This window comes from Kitasatospora sp. NPDC004723 (assembly GCF_040609255.1).
In the GTDB taxonomy this organism is placed as follows: domain Bacteria; phylum Actinomycetota; class Actinomycetes; order Streptomycetales; family Streptomycetaceae; genus Kitasatospora.
In genome coordinates this window covers 1-24,910 of the sequence record NZ_JBEXJT010000024.1, presented here as the reverse complement: position 1 = coordinate 24,910, position 24,910 = coordinate 1, and the positions used below count along the sequence as shown (strand labels likewise).

Annotated in this window: 25 protein-coding genes; 17 read left to right on the top strand and 8 right to left on the bottom strand. The window is 73.4% G+C overall.

Features of this window, described 5'->3' with window-relative positions; genetic code table 11:
• Nucleotides 1-55: 55 nt before the first annotated feature.
• From ABZW10_RS22440 to ABZW10_RS22425, 4 genes are all read left to right on the top strand, one after another.
• The gene (locus tag ABZW10_RS22440; RefSeq protein ID WP_355368837.1) at nucleotides 56-616 is read left to right on the top strand and encodes a sigma-70 family RNA polymerase sigma factor; all 561 of its coding nucleotides are present in this window, start codon (nucleotides 56-58) and stop codon (nucleotides 614-616) included.
• Nucleotides 613-1,341 carry a hypothetical protein gene (locus ABZW10_RS22435; RefSeq protein ID WP_355368665.1) on the top strand — a complete coding sequence of 243 codons (729 nt, stop codon included), beginning with the start codon at nucleotides 613-615 and terminating at the stop codon, nucleotides 1,339-1,341. Before ABZW10_RS22440 ends, ABZW10_RS22435 begins: the two co-directional genes overlap by 4 nt.
• Nucleotides 1,342-1,457: 116 nt before the next feature.
• A complete protein-coding gene (locus ABZW10_RS22430; protein WP_350545708.1) occupies nucleotides 1,458-1,727 on the top strand; it encodes a DUF1876 domain-containing protein in 270 nt (89 codons plus the stop codon).
• Nucleotides 1,724-1,933 (top strand): hypothetical protein, encoded by a 210-nt coding sequence (locus ABZW10_RS22425; protein WP_355368662.1) that lies wholly within the window; start codon nucleotides 1,724-1,726, stop codon nucleotides 1,931-1,933. The genes ABZW10_RS22430 and ABZW10_RS22425 overlap by 4 nt, the downstream gene beginning before the upstream one ends.
• Before the next feature lie 72 nt (nucleotides 1,934-2,005).
• Here ABZW10_RS22425 and ABZW10_RS22420 read toward each other — a convergent pair whose 3' ends face one another.
• The 5 genes from ABZW10_RS22420 to ABZW10_RS22400 all read right to left on the bottom strand — a co-directional run bounded on the left by ABZW10_RS22420 (nucleotide 2,006) and on the right by ABZW10_RS22400 (nucleotide 7,505).
• Nucleotides 2,006-2,446, bottom strand: a complete 441-nt coding sequence (locus ABZW10_RS22420) for a PPOX class F420-dependent oxidoreductase (protein WP_355368660.1) — start codon at nucleotides 2,444-2,446, stop codon at nucleotides 2,006-2,008.
• Between the two features lie 49 nt (nucleotides 2,447-2,495).
• Nucleotides 2,496-4,184, bottom strand: coding sequence for a ubiquinol-cytochrome c reductase cytochrome b subunit (locus ABZW10_RS22415; RefSeq protein WP_355368658.1), 1,689 nt, complete (start codon nucleotides 4,182-4,184; stop codon nucleotides 2,496-2,498).
• Nucleotides 4,185-4,415: 231 nt separating this feature from the next.
• Entirely contained in the window at nucleotides 4,416-5,939 is a 1,524-nt protein-coding gene (locus ABZW10_RS22410) for an MFS transporter (protein ID WP_355368656.1), read from the bottom strand.
• Between the two features lie 215 nt (nucleotides 5,940-6,154).
• Nucleotides 6,155-6,820 (bottom strand): TetR/AcrR family transcriptional regulator, encoded by a 666-nt coding sequence (locus ABZW10_RS22405; RefSeq protein ID WP_355368654.1) that lies wholly within the window; start codon nucleotides 6,818-6,820, stop codon nucleotides 6,155-6,157.
• Between the two features lie 112 nt (nucleotides 6,821-6,932).
• A complete protein-coding gene (locus tag ABZW10_RS22400; protein ID WP_355368652.1) occupies nucleotides 6,933-7,505 on the bottom strand; it encodes a GNAT family N-acetyltransferase in 573 nt (190 codons plus the stop codon).
• Between the two features lie 215 nt (nucleotides 7,506-7,720).
• Between ABZW10_RS22400 and ABZW10_RS22395 the strand changes: the two genes are divergently transcribed.
• From ABZW10_RS22395 to ABZW10_RS22365, 7 genes are all read left to right on the top strand, one after another.
• Nucleotides 7,721-9,097: an ATP-grasp domain-containing protein gene (locus ABZW10_RS22395; RefSeq protein ID WP_355368650.1), complete on the top strand. Its 1,377-nt coding sequence runs from the start codon at nucleotides 7,721-7,723 to the stop codon at nucleotides 9,095-9,097.
• On the top strand, nucleotides 9,094-9,990 hold the full coding sequence (locus ABZW10_RS22390) for a DUF364 domain-containing protein (protein WP_355368648.1): 897 nt from the start codon (nucleotides 9,094-9,096) through the stop codon (nucleotides 9,988-9,990). Before ABZW10_RS22395 ends, ABZW10_RS22390 begins: the two co-directional genes overlap by 4 nt.
• Entirely contained in the window at nucleotides 9,987-11,177 is a 1,191-nt protein-coding gene (locus ABZW10_RS22385; RefSeq protein ID WP_355368646.1) for a pyridoxal-phosphate dependent enzyme, read from the top strand. The genes ABZW10_RS22390 and ABZW10_RS22385 overlap by 4 nt, the downstream gene beginning before the upstream one ends.
• A complete protein-coding gene (locus tag ABZW10_RS22380) occupies nucleotides 11,174-12,268 on the top strand; it encodes a dipeptide epimerase (RefSeq protein WP_355368644.1) in 1,095 nt (364 codons plus the stop codon). The genes ABZW10_RS22385 and ABZW10_RS22380 overlap by 4 nt, the downstream gene beginning before the upstream one ends.
• Entirely contained in the window at nucleotides 12,265-13,113 is an 849-nt protein-coding gene (locus ABZW10_RS22375) for a class I SAM-dependent methyltransferase (RefSeq protein WP_355368642.1), read from the top strand. Before ABZW10_RS22380 ends, ABZW10_RS22375 begins: the two co-directional genes overlap by 4 nt.
• 103 nt (nucleotides 13,114-13,216) lie before the next feature.
• A complete protein-coding gene (locus ABZW10_RS22370) occupies nucleotides 13,217-13,993 on the top strand; it encodes a hypothetical protein (RefSeq protein WP_355368640.1) in 777 nt (258 codons plus the stop codon).
• Nucleotides 13,994-14,223: 230 nt separating this feature from the next.
• On the top strand, nucleotides 14,224-14,949 hold the full coding sequence (locus ABZW10_RS22365) for a VOC family protein (RefSeq protein WP_355368638.1): 726 nt from the start codon (nucleotides 14,224-14,226) through the stop codon (nucleotides 14,947-14,949).
• Nucleotides 14,950-14,958: 9 nt separating this feature from the next.
• Here the strand turns inward: ABZW10_RS22365 and ABZW10_RS22360 are convergent, their stop codons facing one another.
• Together ABZW10_RS22360 and ABZW10_RS22355 are read right to left on the bottom strand one after the other, a co-directional pair.
• Nucleotides 14,959-15,504, bottom strand: coding sequence for a hemerythrin domain-containing protein (locus ABZW10_RS22360; RefSeq protein ID WP_355368636.1), 546 nt, complete (start codon nucleotides 15,502-15,504; stop codon nucleotides 14,959-14,961).
• A 133-nt stretch (nucleotides 15,505-15,637) separates the two neighbouring features.
• Nucleotides 15,638-16,234 carry a TIGR03086 family metal-binding protein gene (locus ABZW10_RS22355; protein WP_355368634.1) on the bottom strand — a complete coding sequence of 199 codons (597 nt, stop codon included), beginning with the start codon at nucleotides 16,232-16,234 and terminating at the stop codon, nucleotides 15,638-15,640.
• A gap of 192 nt (nucleotides 16,235-16,426) precedes the next feature.
• Between ABZW10_RS22355 and ABZW10_RS22350 the strand changes: the two genes are divergently transcribed.
• Together ABZW10_RS22350 and ABZW10_RS22345 are read left to right on the top strand one after the other, a co-directional pair.
• Complete coding sequence (locus tag ABZW10_RS22350) at nucleotides 16,427-16,999, top strand: DoxX family membrane protein (protein ID WP_355368632.1); 573 nt, start codon at nucleotides 16,427-16,429, stop codon at nucleotides 16,997-16,999.
• Nucleotides 17,000-17,431: 432 nt separating this feature from the next.
• On the top strand, nucleotides 17,432-19,984 hold the full coding sequence (locus ABZW10_RS22345; RefSeq protein WP_355368630.1) for a collagenase: 2,553 nt from the start codon (nucleotides 17,432-17,434) through the stop codon (nucleotides 19,982-19,984).
• Between the two features lie 95 nt (nucleotides 19,985-20,079).
• Here the strand turns inward: ABZW10_RS22345 and ABZW10_RS22340 are convergent, their stop codons facing one another.
• Nucleotides 20,080-20,865, bottom strand: a complete 786-nt coding sequence (locus ABZW10_RS22340; protein ID WP_355368628.1) for a protein phosphatase 2C domain-containing protein — start codon at nucleotides 20,863-20,865, stop codon at nucleotides 20,080-20,082.
• A gap of 150 nt (nucleotides 20,866-21,015) precedes the next feature.
• Between ABZW10_RS22340 and ABZW10_RS22335 the strand changes: the two genes are divergently transcribed.
• The 4 genes from ABZW10_RS22335 to ABZW10_RS22320 all read left to right on the top strand — a co-directional run bounded on the left by ABZW10_RS22335 (nucleotide 21,016) and on the right by ABZW10_RS22320 (nucleotide 24,793).
• The gene (locus ABZW10_RS22335; protein WP_355368626.1) at nucleotides 21,016-21,612 is read left to right on the top strand and encodes a helix-turn-helix domain-containing protein; all 597 of its coding nucleotides are present in this window, start codon (nucleotides 21,016-21,018) and stop codon (nucleotides 21,610-21,612) included.
• Between the two features lie 113 nt (nucleotides 21,613-21,725).
• Nucleotides 21,726-22,988: an MFS transporter gene (locus tag ABZW10_RS22330; protein ID WP_355368624.1), complete on the top strand. Its 1,263-nt coding sequence runs from the start codon at nucleotides 21,726-21,728 to the stop codon at nucleotides 22,986-22,988.
• 45 nt (nucleotides 22,989-23,033) lie between these two features.
• Nucleotides 23,034-24,158, top strand: a complete 1,125-nt coding sequence (locus ABZW10_RS22325) for an LLM class flavin-dependent oxidoreductase (protein ID WP_355368622.1) — start codon at nucleotides 23,034-23,036, stop codon at nucleotides 24,156-24,158.
• A complete protein-coding gene (locus ABZW10_RS22320) occupies nucleotides 24,155-24,793 on the top strand; it encodes an FMN reductase (protein ID WP_355368620.1) in 639 nt (212 codons plus the stop codon). Before ABZW10_RS22325 ends, ABZW10_RS22320 begins: the two co-directional genes overlap by 4 nt.
• Nucleotides 24,794-24,910 lie beyond the last annotated feature (117 nt).

The window sequence follows — 24,910 nt, the reverse complement described above, 5'->3', positions numbered from 1 at the left end:
CGGTCGGCGCTCGACGACGGCGCTCGACCCGGAGGCACGCGTGCGCGAGGATGTGATGGTGACCGAGGAGCCTCCCGGTGACGGCCGCCCGGTCGTCCGGGGCGCGCCGGCACCGGACGAGGAGCTGATGCGCGCGCTCTACCAGGAGCACGCCGGGCCGCTGTTCGGCTTCGTCCTCCACCTCGTCGCCGGCGACCGCCGGCGCGCCGAGGACGTCGTGCAGGAGACGCTGCTGCGCGCCTGGCGGAACCTCCACCGGCTGGACCCGGCGGCCGGGTCGCTGCGGCCCTGGCTCGCCACCGTCGCCCGCCGGATCGTCATCGACGAGCACCGTGCCGAACTCGCCCGCCCGCGCGAAGTCGACGCCGGCCCCCTGGAGTTGCTGCCGGCCGAGGACGAACTCGACCGGGCGCTGCGGATGATGACGGTCGCCGACGCACTCGGCGACCTCTCGGCCGCGCACCGTGCGGTCATCGTCGAGACCTACTTCAAGGGCCGCACCGCCAACGAGGCGGCCGTCGAACTCGGCATCCCCGCGGGCACCGTGCGCTCGCGGGTCTTCTACGCGCTGCGCGCGCTCAGGCTCGCGCTGGAGGAACGGGGAGTGACATCGTGACACCGTCCGAACCCGATCCCGCGCGGACCGTGCACCTCGACGTCGGCGCCTACGTCCTCGGCGTCCTGGACCCGGCCGAACGTGCCGCCTTCGCCGCCCACCTGGCCGCCGGCTGCCCGCAGTGCGCCGGGCAACTGGCCGAACTGGGCCCGGTCGAGGCGCTGCTCGGCGACTACGCGGCCGCCGCCGACCCGGTCGACCCCGCGCCGCAGCCCGGCCCGGCGCTGCTCGACCGGCTGATGGAGGAGGTCCGGGCGCGTCGGCGGCGCGGGCGCGTCCGGAGGCTGGCGCTGGTCGCCGCGGCGGCGGCGCTGACGATCGCCGGCCCCGCGGTGACCGCCGCCGTGATCACCGCCGACTCCGCGCCCGGCGTGGTCGCCACCGCGGCCGCCCACCGGTTCACCGCGACGGACCCGGCGACCGGCGCCCAGGCCGTGGTCGGTGTGGACCCCGCGCCTTGGGGCAGCCGGGTCACGCTCGAACTGTCCGGCGTCCAGGGCCCGTTGACCTGTGACCTGGTCGCGGTCTCCGCCACCGGCGGCCACCAGACGGTGACCACCTGGAACGTCCCCGCCACCGGCTACGCCCCCGCCGCCCCGCTCCACACCACCGGCGGCACCGCCTACCCGCCCACCACCATCGCCCACTTCGAGGTCCGCACCCTCGACACCGGCACCCTCCTCCTCACCGTCCCTGCCCGACCCACCCCGCCGGTGGCTCCTTGAACGCGTTCAACGGTCCCCCGGGCGCCGCCCCGGCCGTCTGCTCTGGTGTTCACCGGGGGGACGGCGCACCCTGGAGGAGTAACCGGACGAGAAGCGACCGCCGGAGGTGATCCGCCATGCAGACTCTTGTCGGTTGGCACATCGAGATGGAATTCCGCGAGGAGGGGCCGCGGACGGCCGCCGCCGCCCTGCTGCGTCTGGGGGACGGGACCGAGCTGCGCGCCCACGGCTACACCAGCCGCCACCCCTCCGACCCGGAACAGCTGAGGGTGGGCGAGGAGATCGCGGCCGCACGGGCGCTCAACGACCTCGCCTCGCAGCTGCTCACCAAGGCCCACGGCGAGATCCAGGAGGTCAGCCCGGTCCCGACCCACCCGCTGTCGTGAACCAGCCGGACGCCGCCGCCGGCCCGGGCGCCCCCCGGTCGCGCATCCCGCTGATCTGCCCGCGCTGCGGCCGGGAGCAGCGGGTGGTGCCGGGCGGTCCCGGCCGCGCGGTCAAGGTGGTGCACGCCGGGACCGGCCGGGAGGCCTGCGAGCCGGGGGACCTGGCCCGGGCGCCGGACGACGACGCGGGCGGCGACGCCGCCTGAGCCGGCCGCGGCGCGGGACGGCGAGGCCCCCGGCCCGGTGAGTCGGGGCTGCCCGGGGCAGCTCAGGGCGGCTCAGTTCGGGCAGTACGTGGTCGGCACCGGCCACTCCGGCCCGATCAGCCGCTGCTCCAGCTCGTTGAGCGTGATCCGGATGCCGATCGTCCCGGCCAGCCCGAGCCGCATCCGGCTGCGGGCCAGCGCCAGGAACGCCGTCAGCCCGTACTTGTTGATCAGCGAGGCGCGGTAGCGGGCGGTGTCGTCCGCGTCGCAGACGGCGGCCCGGGCCGGGAGCTGACGCCCGGTCGGCCGCCCGTGTGCGTCGCACGGGCCGACCAGGACCTTGGGGTGGCGGCGGATCCGCTCGGCCTCGCCGGAGTGGGCGGGCGTCCAGATGCCGAGCGCCGTGCCGTCGGCCACGACCCAGCTCTGCGAGCGGACCTGGCGGCCGTCCTCGCCGAAGGTGGTGAGCAGGAGGTATCTGCTGTCGGCCAGCTGGTCGGTACGGTCGTGCACGGTGTCCTCCCTCTCCGTTGCGGCGGGTGGTCGCGGGCGGCGCGCGGCCTCAGTGGCCGCGCCCGCCGCCGTTCTCGTGGTGCTCGGTGACGGCGTGCTGTACGGCGGACGGGTGCTGTGCGGCAGTCGGGTGGTGCGCGGTGGCCCGGTGGAACTCCTCGGCGGTCGCCTTGGCGATCCCGGCGCCCTCTCCGTGGAACCCACGGGACAGCCTCGCACGGGCGCGGTCAAGGACCCCGGCCGGGTGGGCCACTCCATTGTCGTCCACGGCGGCGGGCAGTTCGAGGGCTCGCGGTTGCTCGTGCGCGGTGAGCCGGTGCAGTTCGGCCGGCGCGAGCGGGGCGTGCACCTCCACGAACTCGCCGTGCGGCAGCCGCTTGATGACGCCGGTCTCACGGCCGTGCAGCACCTTCTCCTTGTCCCGCCGCTGCAGGCCCAGGCACCAGCGCTTGGTGATCACGAAGACGGCCACCGGCACGACGAAGAATCCCACCCGGACGGCGTAGGTGATGGTGTTGAGCGACAGGTGCAGATGGGTGGCGATGAGGTCGTTGCCGCCGCCGGCCAGCGTCACCAGGTAGAGCGAGATCCAGGCCGCGCCGAGTGCCGTGCGGACGGGGGCGTTGCGCGGGCGGTCCAGCAGGTGGCGTTCGCGCCGGTCGTTCGTCGCCCAGGCCTCCACGAAGGGGTGGACGGCGATCGCGCCGAGGACGAGCGGGAAGAGCGTGAACGGGACCAGCACGCCGAGGTTCAGGGTGTGGCCCCACAGACCGACCTCCCAGCCGGGCATCACCCGGACGAGCCCTTCGGCGAAGCCCATGTACCAGTCGGGCTGGGCGTCGGTGGACACCTGGTCGGGGCGGTACGGGCCGTACGCCCAGATCGGATTGATCGTGGCGAGCGCCGAGACGGTGGCGATCAGGCCGAACACCAGGAAGAAGAAGCCACCGGCCTTGGCCATGTAGACCGGCATCAGCGGCATGCCGACGACGTTCTTCTCCGTCCGGCCGGGTCCCGCCCACTGGGTGTGCTTGTGGTGGAAGACCAGGATCAGGTGCGCCACCAGCAGGCCGAGCATGATGCCCGGGATCAGCAGTACGTGGATGGTGAAGAACCGCGGCACGATGTCGGTGCCGGGGAACTCGCCCCCGAACAGGAACATCTGGATGTAGGTGCCGACCAGCGGGACGGCGAGGATCGCGCCCTCGACGAAGCGGATGCCGGTGCCCGACAGCAGGTCGTCCGGCAGCGAGTAGCCGAAGAAGCCGTCCAGCATGCCGAGGAAGAGCAGCAGGAAGCCGAACAGCCAGTTGATCTCGCGGGGCTTGCGGAACGCGCCGGTGAAGAAGACCCGCATCATGTGGACGAACATCGCCGCGATGAAGACGAGCGCCGCCCAGTGGTGGATCTGGCGGATCAGCAGGCCGCCGCGCACCTCGAAGCTGATGTCGACCGTCGAGGCGTAGGCCTCGGACATCGGCACGCCCTTGAGCGGCACGTACGAGCCGTCGTAGACGATCTCGCCCATGCTCGGCTTGAAGAACAGCGTCAGCCAGACGCCGGTCAGGATGATGATGAGGAAGGTGTAGAGGCAGATCTCGCCCAGCATGAAGGACCAGTGGTCCGGGAAGATCTTCCGCAGGTTGGCCCTGGCCAGGGTGTAGATCCCCAGCCGGCCGTCGGTCCAGTCGGCGGCGCGTTGCCCGCGTCCGCCGCCGGTTCCCTGATTCCGGGTCATGTCCACGCACCTCGGTCGGAGTGAAGCGGGGAGTCGTCCCCGCTTCGAAGCCCGACCAGAATAAGCGGGGATCATTCCCCATTTCCATCGGGGGTGCTCACCGGGGTCCTCGCCGCGTTCCCGCCGCGTTCCCGCCGCGGTTCTTACCGGTCCCGGAAACGGCGAACGGCCCGCCCGGTGTCGTGAAGACACCGGACGGGCCGTGGCGCACCGTCGCGCACTCCGCAGGGGTCAGTGCACCAGCACCGGGACCTCGTCGGCGGCCGACGCGTCGGCCGCCGCGCCCTCGCCGGAGCCGGGGCGACCGGCGTTGACCAGGGTGAACGCGGCCACGGACGCCAGCACCAGGATGCCGAAGGACCACCAGATCGCGGTGGAGAAGCCGTGCACCATGCCCTGGAACTGCACCGCCTGCGCGGCGGCCGGGGTGGTGGCGGAAGCCGCGTGGGCCGCCAGCCAGGTGGTGGTGGCGCTGGCCGCGATGGTGTTCAGCAGCGCGGTGCCGATGGCGCCGCCGACCTGCTGCGAGGTGTTGACCATGGCGGACGCCACACCCGCGTCGCGCGGCTGGACGCCGTGCGTGGCCAGGCTCATGGCCGGCATGAACGCGGTGCCCATGCCCAGGCCCATCAGGACCAGGCCGGGCAGGATCAGCGCCGGGTAGGAGCTGTCCAGGTCGATCTGGGTCAGGATGAGCATGCCGAGCGAGGCGACCAGGAAGCCGGGCGCCATCAGGAACCGCGCCGGGACGCGGGTCATCAGCCGGGCGCCGATCTGGGTCGAGCCGGTGATCATGCCCGCCACCATGGGCAGGAAGGCCACGCCGGTCAGGACCGGGCTGTAGTCGAGCACGATCTGCAGGTAGTAGGTCAGGAACAGGAAGAGACCGAACATGCCGATCACGGCCATGCCCAGCGCAAGGTAGACGCCACCGCGGTTGCGGTCCAGCACGACGCGCAGCGGCAGCAGCGGCGCCTTGACCTTCTGCTCGACCACGACGAACGCGGCCAGCAGCACGGCGGCGGCGACGAACAGGCCGATGGTCACGCCCGAGCTCCAGCCGTCCGACTCGGCCCGGGTGAAGGCGTAGACCAGCGAGACCAGACCGGTGGTGACCAGCAGCACGCCCGGGATGTCGAGGCGGTTGCGGTTGCGGCCGACGGCCGGCTCGCGGATCACCATGACCGCGCCGACGGCGGCGATCACGGCGAACGGGATGTTGACGAAGAAGGTCCAGCGCCAGTTCATGTACTCGGTCAGCAGGCCGCCGAGGATCAGACCGATCGCACCGCCACCGCCGGCGATCGCACCGTAGATGCCGAACGCCTTGGCGCGCTCCTTGGCCTCGGTGAACATCACGGCCAGCAGCGAGAGCGCGGCGGGGGCCAGCAGCGCACCGAAGACGCCCTGCAGGGCGCGCGCGCCGAGCAGCATCGCGGTGTTGGCGGCGGCGCCGCCCAGCGCGGAGGCCAGCGCGAAGCCGGTCAGGCCGACCACGAAGGCCCGCTTGCGCCCCCACAGGTCGGCCACCCGGCCGCCGAAGAGCAGCAGACCGCCGAAGGCGAGCGCGTACGCGGTGATCACCCACTGGCGGTTGCCGTCGGTGATGCCGAGGTCCTTCTGCGCGGACGGCAGCGCGATGTTCACGATGGTGGCGTCGAGGACGACCATCAGCTGCGCGAGGCCGATGAATATGAGGGCCTTCCAGCGCCTCGGATCAGGCTGGAGGGCGGGTTGGGCGTCGGTTTGCGGCATGGAGGTACTCACTTCGGTGCGAGAGGTGCGGAAGGTGCTGGGCGTGCGGAAGGTGCGCGGGGCGCGGGTGCGGGCGGAACGTGCGGGCGTGCCGGAGGCGCGGCCCGGTCACGGGCAGCAGCGGTGGGCACGCCGCGGCGGCCGAGCCGTGTCCCCGCGGTGAAGGGCGTATCGGAGGTCAGGTCACGCCGGTCGGCCGGCGCGGTGGCGGTGGGTCAGTGGTCGTCGTGGAAGTCCTCGAAGATCGCTGCCCGGCCGGGCAGGACGGAAGGGGCGGGCGCCCGCATGCCGTCCAGGAACAGTTGCAGGTGCCGGTGGACGAACTCGTCCAGGAGGTGGCACGAGGTGCCCGGCAGCGGACGCGTGAGCTGGCTGAGGGCGATGAAGAGGTCGCCGTGGCCGACGTCCGCCCGGGCCTCGCCCGCCGCCTGTGCCCGCTCCAGCAGACCGCCGGCGACGGACAGCAGACGCTCGCGCGCCTCCGCCAGCTCGGGGTCGTGCGGGTCGACGTGGTTGGTGAGCATCGGGCAGAGCGCGCCGACCTTCTCGTCGACGGTCTCGTGGGCGAACCGCTCCAGGGCGTCGAACGGGCCGGCGGCCTCGGCGGCCGCCCGTTCGGCGATCGCCACGATGCGGTTCTTGACGAGCAGTGCCACCTCGCGGATCAGCGCCGTCCTGGTGGGGAAGTTCCGGTAGAGCGTAGCGTTTCCGACGCCCGCCCGCTTCGCGATTTCGTCCAGCGGCGCGTCCGCGCCGTGCTCGACGAACGCGTCCCGGGCCGCCAGGACGATCCGTTCACGGTTGCGGCTGGCGTCCGCGCGCAGTCTGGGCGCGCGGGCCGGCCCCGCGGTGCGGGTCGAACGGGGGGCGACGGTGGTCACGGGTGCACTCCTCCCGGGATGCGATTGTGGGGAGTCACTCCCCGCTTAAGTCCTACGGAAGGCTAAACGGGGAATTCGTCCCCGGAAATTTCGCACCTCGATGTGACCTGCCTCACATTCGGTCGAAGCTCGCGCCGAAGCTCGCGCCGAAGCTCGCGCCGTGCCCCGCCGTGCCCGCCGCGGCCACCGGCCGGTGCAGCGGGATCTCGAAGTGGACGGTGGCCACCCCCGGGCCGTGCTCACCGGTCGGGCGGGCGTCGTAGACCTCCTCCGCGAGGCTGCGCCAGAACGGCTCGGCGCCGGGGATCGCGGTGTTGGTGTGCAGGTAGAGCCGCCGGTAGCCGCCCTCCTCGGCGGCGAACGCGCAGGCGCGGCGCACGAGCTCCCGGGCCAGGCCGTGCCGCCGGTGCTCGGCCCGGACGTAGACCCGGACCAGCTGCGCGGTGGTCCCGGACGGGAAGTGCCGGACGAGCTCGCGCGGGTGCGGCGGATGGGCCGGCCCGGTGGAGTGCAGCGCGGTGGTGGCCACCACCTCCTCGCCCAGCACGGCGACCAGGAGGGCGTGCCGGGGGTGGTCCAGGTAGTGCCCCTGGAGGTCGACGACGTCGGCGTGCCAGTCGGGTACGTAGCCGTAGCCGAACTCGCGGTAGAAGGTGTCCAGGATCAGCCGGCGCGCTCCGGGCACGTCCTTCGGGAGTGCATGGCGGACGACGTAAGGAAACTGACGATCCATCAGGCAACTCCGGCGGGGCTGTGGCGTGGCGGTCGAGGGCAAGAGTACATGAAAACCACTTTCATCTGACGCTTCGACGGAAACGCGGCCCCGGCGCGTTGAAAATGAAAACGAATGCCGTTACGGTCCTGCCTGTCGAGTCCGTCGAAAGGTCGAAAGGGAGATCCGTGGCACATCTGCTGGTGATCGAGAGCTGGGTCGGCTCCATGAGCAGGCTGTTGCCGCGGGCGCTGGGGGAGGGTGGCCACCGCTTCACCTTCCTCACCCGCGACCTGCACCACTACCTGCGGGCCGGCGCTCCGGCCGACGGCCCGCACCCGTTGCTCGCCGCCGAGAACGTGCTCACCGCCGACACCAACGACCCCGACGCGCTGCTGCCGTACGCACGGCGGCTGCACGCGCTGCTCGGCTTCGACGGCGTGCTCTCCTCCTGCGACTACTACCTTCCGCAGGTCGCCCTGGTGGCCCGCCGGCTCGGCCTGCCCGGACCGGCGCCCGACGCCGTCACCGCCGCCTGCCGCAAGGACCTCACCCGCCGCCGGCTGGCCGAGGCCGGCGTCCCCGGGCCCGCGTACGCGCTCTGCGCCGACCCCGGACGGGCCCGCGCCGCCGCCCGGGCGATCGGGTATCCGCTCGTCGTCAAGCCGGTCGACCTGTGCGCCGGCATGTTCGTCCGCGCGGTCCGCGACGAGACGGAACTCCTCGCGGCGATCCGGGCGTTGGACGCCTTCCCGGTCAACGCCCGCGGCCAGCGGCGGGAGCCGGCGGTGCTGCTGGAGGAACTGCTCACCGGACCGGAGGTCAGCGTCGAGACGGTGTCCACGGACGGGGTCGCGCACGTCGTCGGGATCACCGACAAGAGCATCGGCGGTGCGCCCGCCTTCGTCGAGACCGGGCACATGTTCCCGGCCGCGCTCGACCCGGCCGAGGCCGAGGCGGCTGCCGACACCGCCGTCGCCGCGCTCGGCGCGCTCGGTCTCGACCAGGTCGTCGCGCACACCGAGATCAAGCTCACCGCCGCCGGACCCCGGGTGATCGAGGTCAATCCGCGTCCGGCCGGGAACCGGATCACCGAGCTGGTCCGGCGGGTCACCGGGGTCGACCTGGCGGCCGCCGCCGTCGACGTCGCGCTCGGCCGCCGGCCCGACCTGGCCGTCCGCCCGACCGGGGTCGCCAGCGCCGCCATCGCCTTCCTGGTGCCCGGCGGCGGGCAGGCCGGCCTGCTGGACGGCTTCGACGGCGAGGACACGGTGCGCCGCGACCCGGCGGTGGTCGAGCTCGCGCTCGCCGGGTCCGGCCGCGAGGTGCGGCCCGCGACCAGCAACAACGAGTACCTCGGGCACGTCATGACCGCCGACACCGGCGGGGCCGGGGCGCGCCGCACGGCCGAGCGGCTGCTCACCGGGCTCGCCCCCCGTCTCGCGCCCGCGTCCGGGGCCGAGTCCGAGGCCGAGTCCGAGGCCGCGCCCGGTCCCGAGTCCGGTCCCGGTCCCGAGGCCGGGCCCGCCGACCGCCGGGACGAAGCCGCGGCGGTGTCCGCATGAGCACCCTGGCCGCCACCGCCCCGCCCACCTGGGCCGCCGACCCCGCCCCGGCTGGCACCCTCACCACGAGCCACGGGATCACCACCCTCCCCGTGCTCGACCTGATCACCGGGCGGGCCCGTACGGGGGCGTACGGGCCCGACCCGGCCGCGCTGCGGATCGCGCTCGCCTTCAGCACGGTGCAGGCCGTGCGGCACGGCGGCCGGGCCCGCGGGTACCGCAACGAGGTGCTCAGCCTCCGGCTCGGCGCCGCCGTCGGCTCCTGCGCCGTCGAGCCCGGCGAACTGCCCGCCGACACGGTCACCGACTGCGTCGGCGCCAGCGTCGCCGACCTGCTCGACCACCCGTGCGGCGCCGTCCGGGTCGCCGCGCTCGACGCCTACCTCGGCCACTGCCTCCCGCACGCACCGGCCTACGGTGCCCGGCGGTACGGCCTGCCCTCGGGCTCCTCGCTCACCAAGTCGCGGGTCCGCGCCTCCGCCGTGGTGGGGCTGCTGCCGCTCGCCGCCGTCCGCCGGGTCCTGGTCGTCGGCGTCGTCAACTCCCTGCTGGAGCAGCTCCGTTCGCACGAGGTCGGCTACCTGCCGTGCGACCTCAAGGGCGGGCACACCGAGTGGGACGAGCCGGTGCACACCGACGCCCTCGCCCACCTCGGCGACTGCGACGCGATCCTCGCCTCCGGCATGACCCTCGGCAACGGCACCCTCGACCCGCTGCTCGCCCACGCCCGCGCCACCGGCAAGCCCCTGGTGCTGTTCGCGCAGACCGGCAGCTCCATCCTGCCCCGCCTGCTCGGCGACGGGGTCACCGGCGTCAGCGCCGAGCCCTACCCCTTCTTCTGGCTCGACGGCGGCCCCAGCATCCTCCACCTGTACGGGGGTGCGGCCCGGTGACCGCCCTGCTCGACCCCGGTGCGGCGCCGGCCCGTCCGGTCTTGGGCAACCCGGCCCTGCTGCCGCTGCTCGGCGGCACCCCGCTGGCCCGGATCACTACCCCGCTGCCGCGGTCGCACCCCGGCTTCTGGGCCAAGCTGGAGGGGCTGAGCGCCGGCGGCATGAAGGCCCGATCGGCCGTCGCGATGCTCCGCGGCGCCCACGCGCGCGGTGAACTGCGGCCCGGCGCCACGGTGGTGGAGTCCACCTCGGGCACCATGGGCGTCGGCCTGGCCTTCGCCGGACAGGCCCTCGGCCACCCCGTCGTGCTGGTCGGCGACAGCGAACTCGAACCGTCCATGCGGCAGTTGCTGCGCTCCTACGGTGCCCGGCTGGAGCTGGTCGAGCGGCCGGCCCGGCGCGGCGGCTGGCAGGCGGCCCGGCTCGCCCGGCTGCGGGACGTGCTCGACCGGCTGCCCGACGCCTACTGGCCCGACCAGTACAACAACCCCGACAACGCGGCCGGTTACCGATCGATGGCCCGGGAGATCACCGCCGAACTCGACCACCTGGACGTGCTGGTCTGCAGCGTCGGCACCGGCGGCCACAGCGCCGGGCTCGCCGAGGCGCTGCGCCGCCGCTGGCCCCGGCTGCGGATCATCGGGGTCGACTCGGTCGGCTCCACCATCTTCGGCCAGCCCGCCCGGCCCCGGCTGATGCGCGGCCTCGGCAGCTCCATCCACCCGCGCAACGTCGCCCACCAGGCCTTCGACGAGGTGCACTGGGTCGGCCCGGCCGAGGCGGTCGACGCCTGCCGGCGCCTCGCCCGGGGCGCCTTCGTCAGCGGCGGCTGGTCCACCGGCGCGGTCGCCCTGGTCGCCGCCTGGGCCGCCCGGGCCGATCCGGGCGCGGCCGTCGCCACCGTCTTCCCCGACGGCCCGCACCGCTACCTCGGCACCGTGTACGACGACGCGTTCTGCCGGCTGCACGGCCTGGACGCCGGGCGGGCCGTGTCGCGCCCGGTCGAGATCCCGTACCCGGCGGCCGTCGAGGTCACCGGCTGGGCGCGCTGCCGGACCGGCCGGCCCGCGTCCGGGGAACCGGCCGCCGGCCCGGTGGTCGCTGCCGCTGCCGCCGCCACCGCCGCCACCGCCGCCGTCGGGACCACCGTCGGGACCGTCCCCGTTCGCACCGAGAAGGACCGATGAGACTCGACGTCCGCACCGTCCGGCTCCGCCTGGCCGAGCCGCTGCGCATCTCCCGCTCGGTGACCACACAACGGGACGCCGTCCAGCTCTCCCTCGGGCACGACGGGGCGACCGGACACGGCGAGGCGGTCAGCAGCGTCTACCTGGACCTGCCCGCCGACCGGATCCGGCGCGAACTCGAAGCGCTGCGCCCGGCGTTGGAGAACGGCCCGGACCCGGAGCAGGCGCTCGCCGACCTCCGCGACGGCGCGGCCCCCTACCCGACGCTGCCGGCCGGGGTGCTGGCCGCCGTCGAGGCCGCACTGCTCGACCTGGTCGGCCAACGGGCCGGCGAGCCCGTCCACCGGCTGCTCGGCCGTGCCGACCCGGTCGCCGCCGCCACCGCCCGCACCATCGGCATCGACCCGCCCGCCCACGCCGCCGTCCGGGCCGCCCGGCTCGCCGACGCCGGGTTCACCGTGCTCAAGGTCAAGGCCGGCGCCCCGGACCCCGGCCTCGACCTGGCCCGCGTCCGGGCCGTCCGCGAGGCCGCCCCGGACGTCCGGCTGCTGCTCGACCCCAACGGCGCCTGGACTCCCGCACAGGCCCTGCGGCTGCTGCCCTCCTTCGCCGCCCTCGGCGTCGAGGCCGTCGAGCAGCCGATCCCACCGGGCCGCCCCGGCGCGCTGGCCGCCGTCGCCGAGCGCTCACCCGTCCCGGTGATCGCCGACGAGGACGCCGTCGGCTACGAGGACGCCTGCCGGCTCGCCGGGCGGGTACAGGGCGTCAACCTCAAGCTCGCCAAGTGCGGCGGCGTCCACCAGGTGCTGCGCATCGCCGAGGCCCTGCGCGGCAGCGGCACCGAGCTGATGCTCGGCTGCCTGGCGGCCAGTTCGCTCGGCATCGCGCCCGCCGTCCACCTCGCCGACCGGGCCCGCTGGCTCGACCTCGACGGCCACCTGCTGCTCGCCCACGACCCCTGGCAGGGCATCGGCGGCGCCGACGGCACCGTCCGCACCCCGGACCGCGCCGGTCTCGGTGTGCTGCCCGCGCCCGCCGCCGCACCGCTCCCCGGACCGGACGCCCGTCCCCTCCCCAGCGAGGCCCGATGAACCACCGCCCCGTGGCCGCCGCCCCAGCCGCGGCCCCCGCCACCGCCCACCGCAACCTGCTCACCGACCGTCCGGAACTCTACGAACTCCGCTTCCCCGACCCCGGGTTCACCGCCGCCCGGTGGGCCGGGGCGATGCTCCGCGAACACGGCGCCGGGCCCCAGGTCCTCGACCTGGGCTGCGGCACCGGCCGCGACGCGGGCTGGCTGCACCGGGCGGCCGGGCTCACCGTCACCGGCCTGGACAGCTCCCCGGCGATGATCGCCCACGCCCGGTCCCGCCACCCCGGACCGGCCTACCACGTCGGCGACATGCGCGACTTCACGCTGCCCGACCGCTTCGACGCCGTGCTCTGCCTGGACAGCGCGCTGCTCTACTGCCACACCAACGCCGACCTCGACGCCCTGTTCGGCCGGCTCCGCCACCACCTGCGCCCCGGCGGCTTGCTGGTCGCCGAGATGCGCAACGGGGCCTTCTTCCTCGGCCGCACCGAACTCCTCGACGCCCCACGCTTCGACAGCGTCACCCACGAAGGCGTCACGTACGTCTCCCGCACCGTGCTGTCGATCGACCACGCCGCCCAACTGCTGCGGCGCACCCGCAGTTGGGCCGGTGACGACGGCGCCCCGCCGATCGAGCAGCACTCCGCCTGGCGGCTGCTCTTCCCCCAGGAGCTGCGCCACCTGCTCGCCGTCCACGGCTTCACGGTGCTCGCCCTCCACGACCGGCCCGGCCCGCGCACCGAACCGCCCTGGACGGACGGCGACCGGCCCGCCGACAGCGCAGACGGTGACCGCCTCCACCTGGTCGCCCGGCTGGACCCGCCCGGTCGACGGGGAAGTTGACCGGGCGGGTCCGTCCCCCTCGCGGGTGAACGGGTCAGGGACTCCACATCGGCTCACCCGTGCGGGTGACGGACTGTCGGACCCCTCGGCTAGCGTCTGCGCCATGAACTCCGTGACCGCAGCCGTCCCCGCCCCCGAGGCGATCACCGCGCTCCTCGACGTGCTGGGCGCCGAGGCGTCGGCGCGCGGTGTCGACGAGCGGGCGGTCCGCCGGGCGTTCGAGGCCGAGCGCCCGGGGCCGCTGCCCGACCACTGGTGGCTGGCCGTCCCGGGCGAGGCGTACGAGGAGGCGTTCGCCGCGCTGGGGCTGCACGACCGGATCCCCGTCACCGTCCGCTATGGGCTGGCCGCCCAGGAGGAGGACGAGAAGTCCGCGCCCGAGCGGGTGCACCGGGTGTTCGTCACGCCCGAGTACGCGGGGTGGCGGCTGATCTACGCGGAGTCCCCGCTGCGGGAGACGACGTGGTGGCCGCACGAGGTGGTCGAGCGCCTCAGCGCCGCCTGCGGCCGGGCCCAGGTGTTCTTCCAGGACCCGTTCGCCGACTCCGTGATCTGGGCCGCCGCCGAGCACGGCAGCCTGGTGCGCGGCTACTGGCGCTACGGCGAGCCGGAGTGGACGGGGGAGCCGCTGCCCTGGGAGCCGCTGCCCCTCCCCGACGGACCGGACGGCGAGTCCGACGAGGAGGAGAGCGACGCGTTCGACGAGGACGGCGTCGAGCCCAACGCCTCGCTGGTCGAGTCGATCGGCCGGGCCGCCGCCGGCCTCTCCGTGAACCCCGCCGCGATCACCGCCGACACCCCGGTCCGAGGCCACGGCTGGCTGGCCTTGACCGTCCCGGGCGCCGGCCACGGAGGCTTCGGGGGTGCGCCCGTGCTCTGACCCACGGAGCGGGGCCGCATCCGCGCACACCTCTCATCTCCACCGTCCCGCGCGCTGATCCGCCGCGAACCGCCCGGCACACCCTAGGCTGAACTCGCCCGGGCGGCCGGACGGCCGTGGGAGTCGGGAGGGGCCCGGCGGCCGGGGTCTCGGAGGTGGTCGCGATGGTCAGCGGTGGGACAACGGCCGAGGTGCGCTGCGTGGCGGCCGTCCCGTGCTGGGTGAGCCTGATGGCACGCGACCTCGATGCCGCCAAGGCCTTCTACGGGCCTTTGCTGGGCTGGGAGTTCGAGCCCGGGCCGGACCGCTTCGGCCCGTACGTGCACGCCGTGGCCGGCGGGGAGGCGGTCGCCGGGCTGGGGGTGGCGAGCGGCGGCTGGGGCATGCCCGTCGCCTGGACCAGCTACTTCGGCACCGAGAGCGCCGACGCCGCCGCCGATGCGGTCCGCGAGCGCGGGGCGACGCTCGCCGTCGGCCCGCTCTCCTTCGACGCGGGCCGGGTGGCCTTCGCCGCGGACCCGGCGGGCGCGGTGTTCGGCATCTGGGAGGGCCCGCTGGGCCGGGCCCGGCGACTGAACCTCCTCGGCGCGCCGGTCTGGATCGAACTGCGCACCCCGGACCCGTTCGCCGCCGCGCTCTTCTACGGCGAGGTGTTCCGCTGGGACGGCCGGGACCCGGAGCGGTTCGAGGTCCGCTGGGAGCACGACCGGGTGGTGCTGCGCGCCGAGGGGCACAGCGTCGCCGCACTCGCGAGGGAGCAGGCGAGCGGCCCCGCGGGGATGCCGCCGCACTGGGAGGTGTCGTTCTCGGTGCCGGACACCGACGCGGCGCTGGCCAGGGCGGCGGAACTCGGCGGCAGCGCGATCGGCCCGGCGTTCGACTCGCCCTACGGGCGGGTGGCCCGGCTCCAGGATCCGGAGGGCGGCCGGTTCGCGGTGATCAGCGCCAAGCCCTGAGCCACGAGCTCACGGTCCGGCCTCGGCGATCTCCGCCCGGTCGGCCCGCAGCCGTTCGGCGAGTGCGTTCCGGGTGGCGGCCGGGAGGGCCTTGCGGGCCGCGGTGAACAGCTGCTTCTCCTCGGTCGCCAGGTGGCGGCGCAGCAGCTCGGCCAGTCCGCGCAGCAGGGTGTCGAGGGCGGGGTCGCCGGGCGGCAGCGCCTGCAGGTCGGCGAGGTACTGGCCGATCGCGAGGTGGTCGTGGATGCACCGGAAGACCAGTGCACCGCCGTCCGGCACATCGTGCTGGACGACCGGGAACAGGTGCTCCTCCTCCGCCGCGCAGTGGCTGAACAGCAGGTCGGTGAGCCGCCCGATCAGCTGATCCAGCTCTGCCGCGCGGCCCGCTCCGTCGGCGGCCCCCTCGCCCGTGGCCGCGCCGGGCCGGACCCCGGCCCCGCCGTCCGTGCCGTCGGCGCCGGGGTTCGGCCCGGCGGCCTCGATCCGGGCGAGCAGTTCCTCCACCGCGCGGTGCTCCGCGGTGAACTCGCCGAGGATGTCCGGCCTGCGGCTCATGGCGCGCCCGCCTCTCCGGTCTGCTGCGGTTCCGCCCCCGACACCTCCAGTATCCGGCGGCGTGCCCGTTGTCCGGGCGGCGTGGCGGAAGGGGAGCCGTCGGCGAGGTCCACTTGCCGGCGAAAGGCGCAGGTCAGGGGCGGTCCCGGCGTCCGGTGAGCGCGAGCATCCGGGTCTGCGGCCCGGCGTCGTCCGGGACCGGCAGCGGCGGGTCGAACATCCCGCTGCCCGAGAGGTCGCCGTAGCCGGCGTACTCGGCGAGCGCGAAGTCCACCAGTTCCTCCGGCAGCCGGGTGAGCCGGCCGGTGCCCTCGGCGAGGTCCCAGGTGTGCACGACGGCGTCGGCGGTGAGCTGGTCCAGGTAGTACTGGCCGGAGACGTCGCCGAAGGACAGGTGCACGGTGAGGTCGGTGGCGCCGGGGACGGCGAAGGCGTCACGTGCGGCGTCCGCGGCGGCGGTCCAGGCGGCGACGGGGTCGTCACCGAGGACGTCGCCGTCGAAACGGGCGCCGACCTCGCCGATGGTGGCGCCCATCAGCAGCTCGGGCACCCAGAGCTGCTCGCCGGTGAGGTGGTTGACCAGGTCGCGGACGGTCCAGTCGGCGCACGGGGTGGGTGCGTCCCACTGGGCGGGGGTGATCAGCCGGACCCGTTCGGTGAAGGCTGCGAGGGCCTCGGCGTGCGGGGTGCCCTTGTCCTGTGCGCGCCGGTGTTCGTTGCGATGTGCCATGTCCAGAGCGTGCCCCGCCTGGTGCCTTCGTACGCCGGTCTACACCACTGCTGACTTGATCACGCCAAGATTTCATGCCGCGCCAGTTGTTCAAATTCAAACTTGCAGGTACGGTCTCATCACCCCACTGGTTCGAATTTGAACAAATCCGGACCGAAATCGACGAACCCCCCTTTTTTCCTGGAGACGCGCATGCCGAGCAGCAGCCCGAGCACGACCGCCCCCACCAACCCCACCGCTGCGGCCGGGAGAACTCCCGGATCCGCGATCACCTCCCCGCACGCCTACGACGCAGGCCTCCTGCTGCTGCGCGTGGCCCTCGGCCTGACCATGGCCGCGCACGGCAGCCAGAAGCTGTTCGGCTGGTTCGGCGGCGGCGGGATCGACGGCACCGGCGCCTTCTTCGACATGAAGGGCTACCCGGCGCCCAAGGCCATGGCCGTCGTGGCCGGCCTCTCCGAGGCCGGCGGCGGACTGGCGCTCGCCGTCGGCCTGCTGGCTCCGCTGGCGGCCGCCGCGATCCTGGGCACCATGCTCAATGCCCTCGCCGTCACGTGGAGCGGCAAGTTCTTCGCGATGGACGGCGGCAGCGAGTACGAACTGATCCTGCTCGCCGCCGCGGCGGCGCTCGCACTGACCGGCCCCGGCCGGTACGCCGTGGACCGCTACCTGCCGGTGGTGCGTTCGCACCGGCTGTCGTACGGCGCGGCGGCCGTCGTGATCGGCCTGGTCACCGCAGGCGCGGTGCTCCTCGTCCGCAACTGACGCGCCGCGGCTGACATGCCGCGACTGCGTGCTGCACCTGCACGCTGCAACTCACGCACCACAACTGACGTACCGTCACCGACGCGCCGCAATGCGCGTGTCGAGGCGGCGTCAGTCGCCGTCCGCGAGGGCCGCCGGTCGACCGACCGGCGGCCTTTGCCATTGTGTGGTCGCCCTCTGCCGTTCTGCGGTCGTTCGGTGAAGTTCCTGTGGGGAAGCGACAGTTGTCGGTTCTGGGCCTTCCTAGGCCATGTGATGCGTGCAATTGTACATGTCACACCCCCACCGATGCTCGAGGGAACCGCCCCAACGGTGCCCTTGCAACGGTCCTCACCACCCCCACCGGCCGCGCCCCCACGCGGCCGACGAAGGCCCGGAGGCCCCCACGTGAGAGCCGCACGCCCTTTGTATCAACACCCGTATTTCGCGAGGATGTTGACGCTCGTCCTCGCGATGTTCGTGGCGGTCGGACTGTTCGCCCCGCGCGCTCAGGCCGCCCCCGCCCCGGTCTCGGTGAAGCCCGGCGCGGGCTCGCCCGCCACCTCGGCCGGACCCGCCGGCCTGGCCCCGCAGCCCGCGATCGGCGGTGCGCCGGACGTCCACGGCACGGAGAACCCGGCGCCGGCCCGTGACCGCGCCCCCTTCTCCACCGCGGACCCCTCGCGCACCGCGACCCTGTCGAAGCCGGAGCAGAAGGCCCAGCAGAAGGCCGAGCTGGCCAAGTCGTTCGGCGAGAGCGCCCCCATGGCTCTCGGCGAGCAGCCCTGCAACATCCCGGACTTCAGCCGGACCGGCGCCGCCCTGGTGCAGGCCGTCAAGTCGGCCGACCTCGGCTGCGTCAACGACCTGTTCCTGCTGACCGGCGGGGACGCGAGCGCGACGTTCCGCGAGTCCCAGATGGTCACGGTGGCGGACGCCCTGCGCGACAACGCCGCCAACTACCCGGGCGACAACTCCACCTCCACCGCCCAGCTGGTGCTGTTCCTGCGGGCCGGCTACTACGTGCAGTGGTACCACGCCTCCGACGTGGGCACCTACGGCACCGCCCTGCAGACCTCGATCCGCGGCGCGCTGGACTCCTTCTTCAACAGCGCGCACTCCCGTGACGTCTCCGCCGCCAACGCGGGCACGCTCGGGGAGGCGATCACCCTGATCGACAGCGCGCAGGAGAACGTCCGCTACCTGCCGTTGGTCAAGCGCCTGTTGGGCGACTACGACGCCGCCACCCACAACCCGGCGAACATGGGCAACGCGCTCAACAGCGTGTTCACCGTGCTGTGGCGCGGCCACCAGACGAAGGGCTTCGTCGAGGCGGTGCAGGCCGACCCGAGCGTGCTCGACGCGCTCTACGCCTTCGCCACCGCCAACAGTGCCCTGCTCGGCGGCGACTACACCTTCCTGGTCTACAACGCGACCCGCGAGCTGGGCCGCTTCGTGCAGTACACCGCGCTGCAGCCCAAGGTCCGCCCGCTGATGAAGGGCCTGGCCGACCAGTCCTCGCCGAGCGGCCGCACCTCCTACGAGTGGGCCGCCGTCGCCGAGATGGCCGACGCCTACGACGCCGGCAACTGCTCCTCCTACGGCACCTGCGACGCCCCGGCCCGGCTCAAGGCGGCCGTCCTGACGGTCGACTTCACCTGCAGCCCGAGCATCCGGATCCTCGCCCAGGCGCTGGACTCCGCCCAGCTCGCCACCACCTGCTCCAGCCTCACCGGACAGGACGCCTACTTCCACTCCGTGGCCAAGGACAATGGCCCGGTCGCGGACGACAAGAACACCACCATCGAGGTCGTGGTCTTCCACTCGCGCTTCGACTACGCGGTGTTCGCGGCCGGCATCTACAAGATCGACACCAACAACGGCGGCATGTACCTGGAGGGCAAGCCCAACGAGGCCGGCAACCAGCCGCGCTTCCTGGCCTACGAGGCCGACTGGGCCCGCCCGGACTTCCAGATCTGGAACCTCAACCACGAGTACACCCACTACCTCGACGGCCGGTTCGACATGTACGGCGACTTCGACGCCGGTCTGACCACCCCGACCGTCTGGTGGGTCGAGGGCTTCGCCGAGTACGTCTCCTACTCGTACCGCAAGGAGACCAACGACGGCGCGATCGCCGCCGCCGGCCGTCACACCTACCGGCTCTCCGACCTCTTCGACACCGTGTACGGCGACCAGGACCGCGTCTACCGGTGGGGCTACCTGGCCGTCCGCTACATGCTGGAGCAGCACCGCTCCGACATGGACGCGGTGCTCGCCAAGTACCGCACCGGCGACTGGGAGGGCGCCCGCACCATCCTCAAGACCACCATCGGCACCCGCTACGACGCGGACTTCGACAGCTGGCTGACCGCCTGCGCGGCCGGCGCCTGCGGCGGCAGCACCAACCCGCCCGGCAACCAGCCGCCGACCGCCGCCTTCACCACCGCGGTCTCCGGCCAGTCGGTGACCTTCACCGACCGCTCGACCGACCAGGACGGCACCATCGCCTCCCGCGCCTGGGACTTCGGTGACGGCACCACCGACACCGCGGCCAACCCGGCCAAGACGTACGCCAAGGCCGGTACCTTCACCGTCACGCTCACGGTGACCGACGACAAGGGCGCCACCGCGAGCACCCGCCAGGACGTCACCGTCGGCTCCGGTGGCTCCGGCGGGGACTGCACCGGCGCCGACACCCGCCAGCTGGACCGGAACTGCGGGCGCGGCAACGTGGCGGCGACCACCGGCAACTACGCGCACTTCTACCTGTTCCTGCCGGCCGGGGTGACGCAGCTCAAGCTCACCAGCACGGGCGGCACCGGCAACGCCGACCTCTACTACAACGGCGGCGGCTGGGCGTACACCGACGCCTACACGGCCAAGTCCACCAACGCCGACAACAGCGAGACCCTGACCATCACCAATCCGCCGGCCGGCTACGTCTTCCTGAGCCTCTACGCCCAGGAAGGGTTCTCCGGCGCGACCATCAAGGCCGAGTACTGACCGAGGAGTACCGGCCGAGCACCGAGGAGTCGACCGACCAGCACTGAACGAGGGCCCCGGCGGTTCGCCGCCGGGGCCCTCCCGCGTCGCCACGGCTACGCCACGATCCGCACCAGCGCGAGTGTGATGTTGTCCGGCCCGCCGGCCTCGATCGCGGCCTTCCAGAGCTCGAACGCCGCCCGCCCGTCGGCCCGTTCGGCCTCCTCCGGCGGGCGGGCCAGCAGAGCCGAGAGCTCCTCGTCCGGCACCGGGTCGGTCAGCCCGTCGCTGCACACCAGGTACCGGTCGCCGACGGCCAGCGGCGCGCTGCGGACGTGCGGCTCGACGAAGGTCAGGCCGAGTGAGCCGCCGAGGGTCTGGGTGACCACCGAGGTGGTGCGCCGTCCGGGCGGCAGCGGCGGGCTGTCGTCCACACTGACCCGGCGCAGCGCGCCCCCGCCGTCGTCCTCGCTCCCGCCCTCGCCGACGCGGTAGACGCGGCTGTCGCCGACGTTGAAGACCACGGCCTGATCCGCCAGCAGTACCAGGCCCGCCACCGTGGTGCCCATCGCGGCCAGCCCGGGATCCCCGCCGGCGGCGGCGTACACGTCCTGGTTGCAGCCCTGGAGGGCGTCGCGGACGCTCTCCTCGCCGTCGAGCGCCGGTCCGCTCGCGGCCAGCCGCCGGGCGACCAGGGCGCTGGCGATCTCGCCGCCGGGGTGCCCGCCGAGCCCGTCGGCGACCGCGACCACGCAGGGCGGGCCGAGCGGGAAGAGCAGGGTCTGCGGGTTGGTGGTGACGGTCGCGCAGAGCGTCCACGGCCCGACGGTGAGGCTGTCCTCGTTCTGCTCGCGCACCAGCCCCTCGTGGCTCAGCGCGCTCACCGCGATGTACGCCGCCATCGGTTCGCCGCCCTTCGTCTGCTCCGGCCGACCGCTTCCGGCTCCTCCCATTGTCCCGCGCCGCAGCCGCGCCGGCCGGGGGAGCGGGGGTGGGGGAGCGGGGGCCGCACGGTATTGCACCGATCGATCCAAAACGGCTATGGTGCTGCCATGGCGAGACCACGCACCTTCGACGAGGACCGGGCGCTGGACGCGGCGATGCGGGCGTTCTGGGCGAACGGCTACGAGGCCACCTCCACCCAGGACCTCTGCGAGGCGACCGGTCTCGGGCGGAGCAGCATCTACAACACGTTCAGCAGCAAGCGCGACCTCTTCAAGAGGTCGCTGGACCGCTACAACGAGCTGATGACCGTCCCGCAGGTCGCGTTGCTGGAGGACGTGGCGCTGCCCCCGCTGGAGCGGATCCGGCTGCTGCTCGCCCGGGTCGTCGACGGGGAGTTCGAGTACCGCCCGGACGGGCGCAGCGTCGGCTGCCTGACCGTGAACACCGTCGTCGAGCCGGCCGGGCGCGATCCGGAGGCGGCCGCGGTGCTGGCCCGGGACCAGGAGGTGCGGCTCGCCGCACTGGGAGCCGCGATCGGCGCCGGGCAGCGTGCCGGTGAGATCGCCGGGCGCCGTGAGGCGGGCGAGCTGGCCCGGTTCGTGAACGCGGTGATCGCCGGGATGCGGGTCGCCGCCAAGGGCGGGGCCGACCGGGCCGCCGTCGAGGCCGTCGCCGCCACCGCGATGGACGCGCTCACGCCCTGACCCGCGAGCCGGCCGCCGCGCCGCCCGCCTGCTCCCTCGTCCACCCTGCTGCCCTGCGTTCGCCTGCCCAAATTTTGAACCGATCAATCCAAAACTATCGGGGGAGCACTCCCATGCCACCTGCCGTGTACGTCCTCGCCCTCGGCATCTTCGCGATGGTGACCAGTGAGTTCGCCGTCGCCGGGCTGATGCCGCAGCTGGCGGAGGGCCTCGACGCGACGGTCCCGCAGATCGGCTACCTGATCACCGCCTTCTCCGCTGCGATGTCCCTCGGCGGCCCCTTCCTCACCGTCTCGCTCCTGCGGATGCGCCAGAAGCGGGCGTTGATGCTGCTGTTCGCGATCTTCCTGGTCGGCAACCTGCTCGCCGCGACCGCCTCCGGCTATCCGGTGATGCTGGTCGCCCGGGTGGTCAGCGGGATCGCCGCGCAGGCCTTCTTCGGCATCTCGATCTCGCTCTGCGCCCAGCTGGCCCGCCCCGAGGTGCGCGGCCGGTCGATCGCCGTGCTGATGAACGGCCTGATGCTCGGCACCCTGCTCGGCCTGCCGCTGGCCACCGTCGTCGGGGAGCACCTCGGCTGGCGGGCGGCGTTCTGGGCGGTGGCCGTGCTCACCGTGGCGGTCGCGCTGGCCACCCTCGCCGGGGTGCCGGACGCCGACCATGCCGAGGGCGGTGGCTCGCTCCGCGCGGAGTTCGGCGTTCTGCGCAACGGGAGGCTCTGGCTGGCGTTCGTCACCAGCACCCTGATCATCGGCGCCACCTTCTCGCTGTTCAGCTACGTCAACCCGGTCCTGACCGAGATCACCGGCTTCTCGGCCGGTTCCGTCCCGCTGCTGCTCGTCGCCTACGGTGCGGCGACCGTGGTCGGCAACACCGTGGTCGGCCGGCTCGCCGACCGGTACGCGCTGCCGGTGCTCGCCGTCGGCCTGGCGCTGAACACCGTCTTCCTGGCCGGTCTCGCGCTCTTCGCCCAGCTCCGGGTGCCGGCGGTCGGCCTGCTGCTCGGTGTCGGCCTGGTCGGCGTCACCATGAACCCGGCGATGGCCTCGCGGGTCCAGCGGATCGGCAACGCCCGTCCGCTGGTGAACACCCTCCACAACTCCTTCATCACGCTGGGCGTCATCCTCAGTTCCCTGCTCGGCGGGCTCGCCATCGAGGCCCGGGGCCTGCGCGCCGCCCTCTGGCTGGGGGTGGCGCTGGCCGTCGCGGGCCTGCTGACCCTGCTCCCGGACGCGCTGCGCGCCCGCCGGGCGGTTCGCGCGGCTCCCGCGGCCGCGGGGCGCGGTGCGGCCTCGGAACAGGGGCCGGGCGCGGAGGGGAATAACACCCGGGTGGCGGATGCTAAAGTGGTTGAAACTTTGACGATCGGATCCTGAACCAGGTTTCACCTGCGGGATTCAACCTGGAGTGTGGTGAGCAACATGCAGTTCGGAATCTTCACCGTCGGCGATGTCACCCCCGACCCGACGACCGGCCGCACCCCGACCGAGCACGAGCGGATCAAGGCCACGGTGGCCATCGCCCGCAAGGCGGAGGAGGTCGGCCTGGACGTCTTCGCGACCGGCGAGCACCACAACCCGCCGTTCGTGCCGTCCTCGCCGACCACCCTGCTCGGCTACATCGCCGCGCAGACCGAGCGCATCATCCTCTCCACCTCGACCACGCTGATCACCACCAACGACCCGGTGAAGATCGCCGAGGACTACGCGGTGCTCCAGCACCTCGCCGAGGGCCGGGTGGACCTCATGATGGGCCGCGGCAACACCGGCCCGGTCTACCCGTGGTTCGGCAAGGACATCCGCCAGGGCATCCCGCTCGCGATCGAGAACTACGCGCTGCTGCACCAGCTGTGGCGCGAGGACGTGGTCGACTGGTCGGGCCGCTTCCGCACCCCGCTGCAGTCCTTCACCGCCACCCCGCGCCCGCTCGACGGCGTCCCGCCGTTCGTCTGGCACGGCTCGATCCGCAGCCCGGAGATCGCCGAGCAGGCCGCGTACTACGGTGACGGCTTCTTCGCGAACAACATCTTCTGGCCCAAGGAGCACTTCAAGAAGCTGATCAACCTCTACCGCGAGCGCTACGCCCACTACGGGCACGGCACCCCCGAGCAGGCCATCGTCGGCCTCGGCGGCCAGGTGTTCATGCGCAAGAACTCGCAGGACGCGGTGCGCGAGTTCCGCCCGTACTTCGACAACGCGCCGGTGTACGGACACGGGCCGTCGCTGGAGGAGTTCACCGCGGAGACCCCGCTCACCGTCGGCAGCCCGCAGGAGGTCATCGAGAAGACCCTGACCTTCCGCGACACCTTCGGCGACTACCAGCGCCAGCTGTTCCTGATGGACCACGCCGGCCTGCCGCTGAAGACCGTGCTGGAGCAGCTGGACCTGCTCGGCGAGGAGGTCGTGCCGGTGCTGCGCGAGGAGTTCGCCAAGGGCCGCCCGGCCGAGGTCCCGGACGCCCCGACCCACGCCTCGCTGGTCGCGGCCGACCGCGTCCGCCGGGAGCAGGAGCAGAACACCGAGGAGAACACGGAGGCGACCAAGTGACCGCGTACCGACTGGTGGTGATCAGCGCCGGGCTGAGCAAGCCGTCCTCGACCCGACTGCTCGCGGACCGGCTGGCCGAGTCGACGGTGCGCCGGCTCGCCCTCGACGGGCGGGAGGCGGACGTCACGGTGATCGAACTGCGCGACCTCGCCACCGAGATCGCGAACAACTTCGTCACCGGCTTCCCCGGCCCCGCGCTGCGCGAGGCGATCGAGGCGGTCACCCGGGCCGACGGGCTGATCGCCGTGTCGCCGATCTTCGCCGCGTCCTACAGCGGGCTGTTCAAGTCGTTCTTCGACGTGCTCGACCCCGACGCGCTCACCGGCAAGCCGGTGCTGATCGCCGCCACCGGCGGTACGCCCCGGCACTCGCTGGCACTGGAGCACGCCGTCCGGCCGCTGTTCGGCTACCTGCGCTCGGTGGTCGTCCCGACCTCGGTCTACGCGGCCACCGACGACTGGGGCGGCACGGGCGACCGGCTCACCGACGGGCTCCCGGGCCGGATCGACCGGGCCGCCGGCGAACTCGCCGGGCTGCTCGCCGGCCGTGCCCCCAGCGGGCCGGCGGCGGACGGCGGGGAGCGGGCGGAGACCGTGGTGCCGTTCGCCGAGCAGCTGGCGGCCCTGCGGGTCTGACGGCGGCGGGGGGGGTACACGGCGGGGCGGCGCAGCAGCCTGAATGGCCGGACCAAGAGGCTCTGCGCAAGACCCTTGCCGAGCTCGCCTCGTATCCGCCGCTCGTCTTCGCAGGCG

What these genes read in the sequence shown, in the direction of transcription:
- ABZW10_RS22440 (WP_355368837.1), top strand. Translation starts at nt 56, where the DNA reads ATGGTGACCGAGGAGCCTCCCGGTGACGGCCGCCCGGTCGTCCGGGGC.
- ABZW10_RS22430 (WP_350545708.1), top strand. Translation starts at nt 1,458, where the DNA reads ATGCAGACTCTTGTCGGTTGGCACATCGAGATGGAATTCCGCGAGGAG.
- ABZW10_RS22415 (WP_355368658.1), bottom strand. Translation starts at nt 4,184, where the DNA reads ATGACCCGGAATCAGGGAACCGGCGGCGGACGCGGGCAACGCGCCGCC.
- ABZW10_RS22410 (WP_355368656.1), bottom strand. Translation starts at nt 5,939, where the DNA reads ATGCCGCAAACCGACGCCCAACCCGCCCTCCAGCCTGATCCGAGGCGC.
- ABZW10_RS22390 (WP_355368648.1), top strand. Translation starts at nt 9,094, where the DNA reads ATGAGCACCCTGGCCGCCACCGCCCCGCCCACCTGGGCCGCCGACCCC.
- ABZW10_RS22380 (WP_355368644.1), top strand. Translation starts at nt 11,174, where the DNA reads ATGAGACTCGACGTCCGCACCGTCCGGCTCCGCCTGGCCGAGCCGCTG.
- ABZW10_RS22375 (WP_355368642.1), top strand. Translation starts at nt 12,265, where the DNA reads ATGAACCACCGCCCCGTGGCCGCCGCCCCAGCCGCGGCCCCCGCCACC.
- ABZW10_RS22370 (WP_355368640.1), top strand. Translation starts at nt 13,217, where the DNA reads ATGAACTCCGTGACCGCAGCCGTCCCCGCCCCCGAGGCGATCACCGCG.
- ABZW10_RS22365 (WP_355368638.1), top strand. Translation starts at nt 14,224, where the DNA reads ATGGCACGCGACCTCGATGCCGCCAAGGCCTTCTACGGGCCTTTGCTG.
- ABZW10_RS22360 (WP_355368636.1), bottom strand. Translation starts at nt 15,504, where the DNA reads ATGAGCCGCAGGCCGGACATCCTCGGCGAGTTCACCGCGGAGCACCGC.
- ABZW10_RS22355 (WP_355368634.1), bottom strand. Translation starts at nt 16,234, where the DNA reads ATGGCACATCGCAACGAACACCGGCGCGCACAGGACAAGGGCACCCCG.
- ABZW10_RS22350 (WP_355368632.1), top strand. Translation starts at nt 16,427, where the DNA reads ATGCCGAGCAGCAGCCCGAGCACGACCGCCCCCACCAACCCCACCGCT.
- ABZW10_RS22345 (WP_355368630.1), top strand. Translation starts at nt 17,432, where the DNA reads ATGTTGACGCTCGTCCTCGCGATGTTCGTGGCGGTCGGACTGTTCGCC.
- ABZW10_RS22340 (WP_355368628.1), bottom strand. Translation starts at nt 20,865, where the DNA reads ATGGCGGCGTACATCGCGGTGAGCGCGCTGAGCCACGAGGGGCTGGTG.
- ABZW10_RS22335 (WP_355368626.1), top strand. Translation starts at nt 21,016, where the DNA reads ATGGCGAGACCACGCACCTTCGACGAGGACCGGGCGCTGGACGCGGCG.
- ABZW10_RS22330 (WP_355368624.1), top strand. Translation starts at nt 21,726, where the DNA reads ATGCCACCTGCCGTGTACGTCCTCGCCCTCGGCATCTTCGCGATGGTG.
- ABZW10_RS22325 (WP_355368622.1), top strand. Translation starts at nt 23,034, where the DNA reads ATGCAGTTCGGAATCTTCACCGTCGGCGATGTCACCCCCGACCCGACG.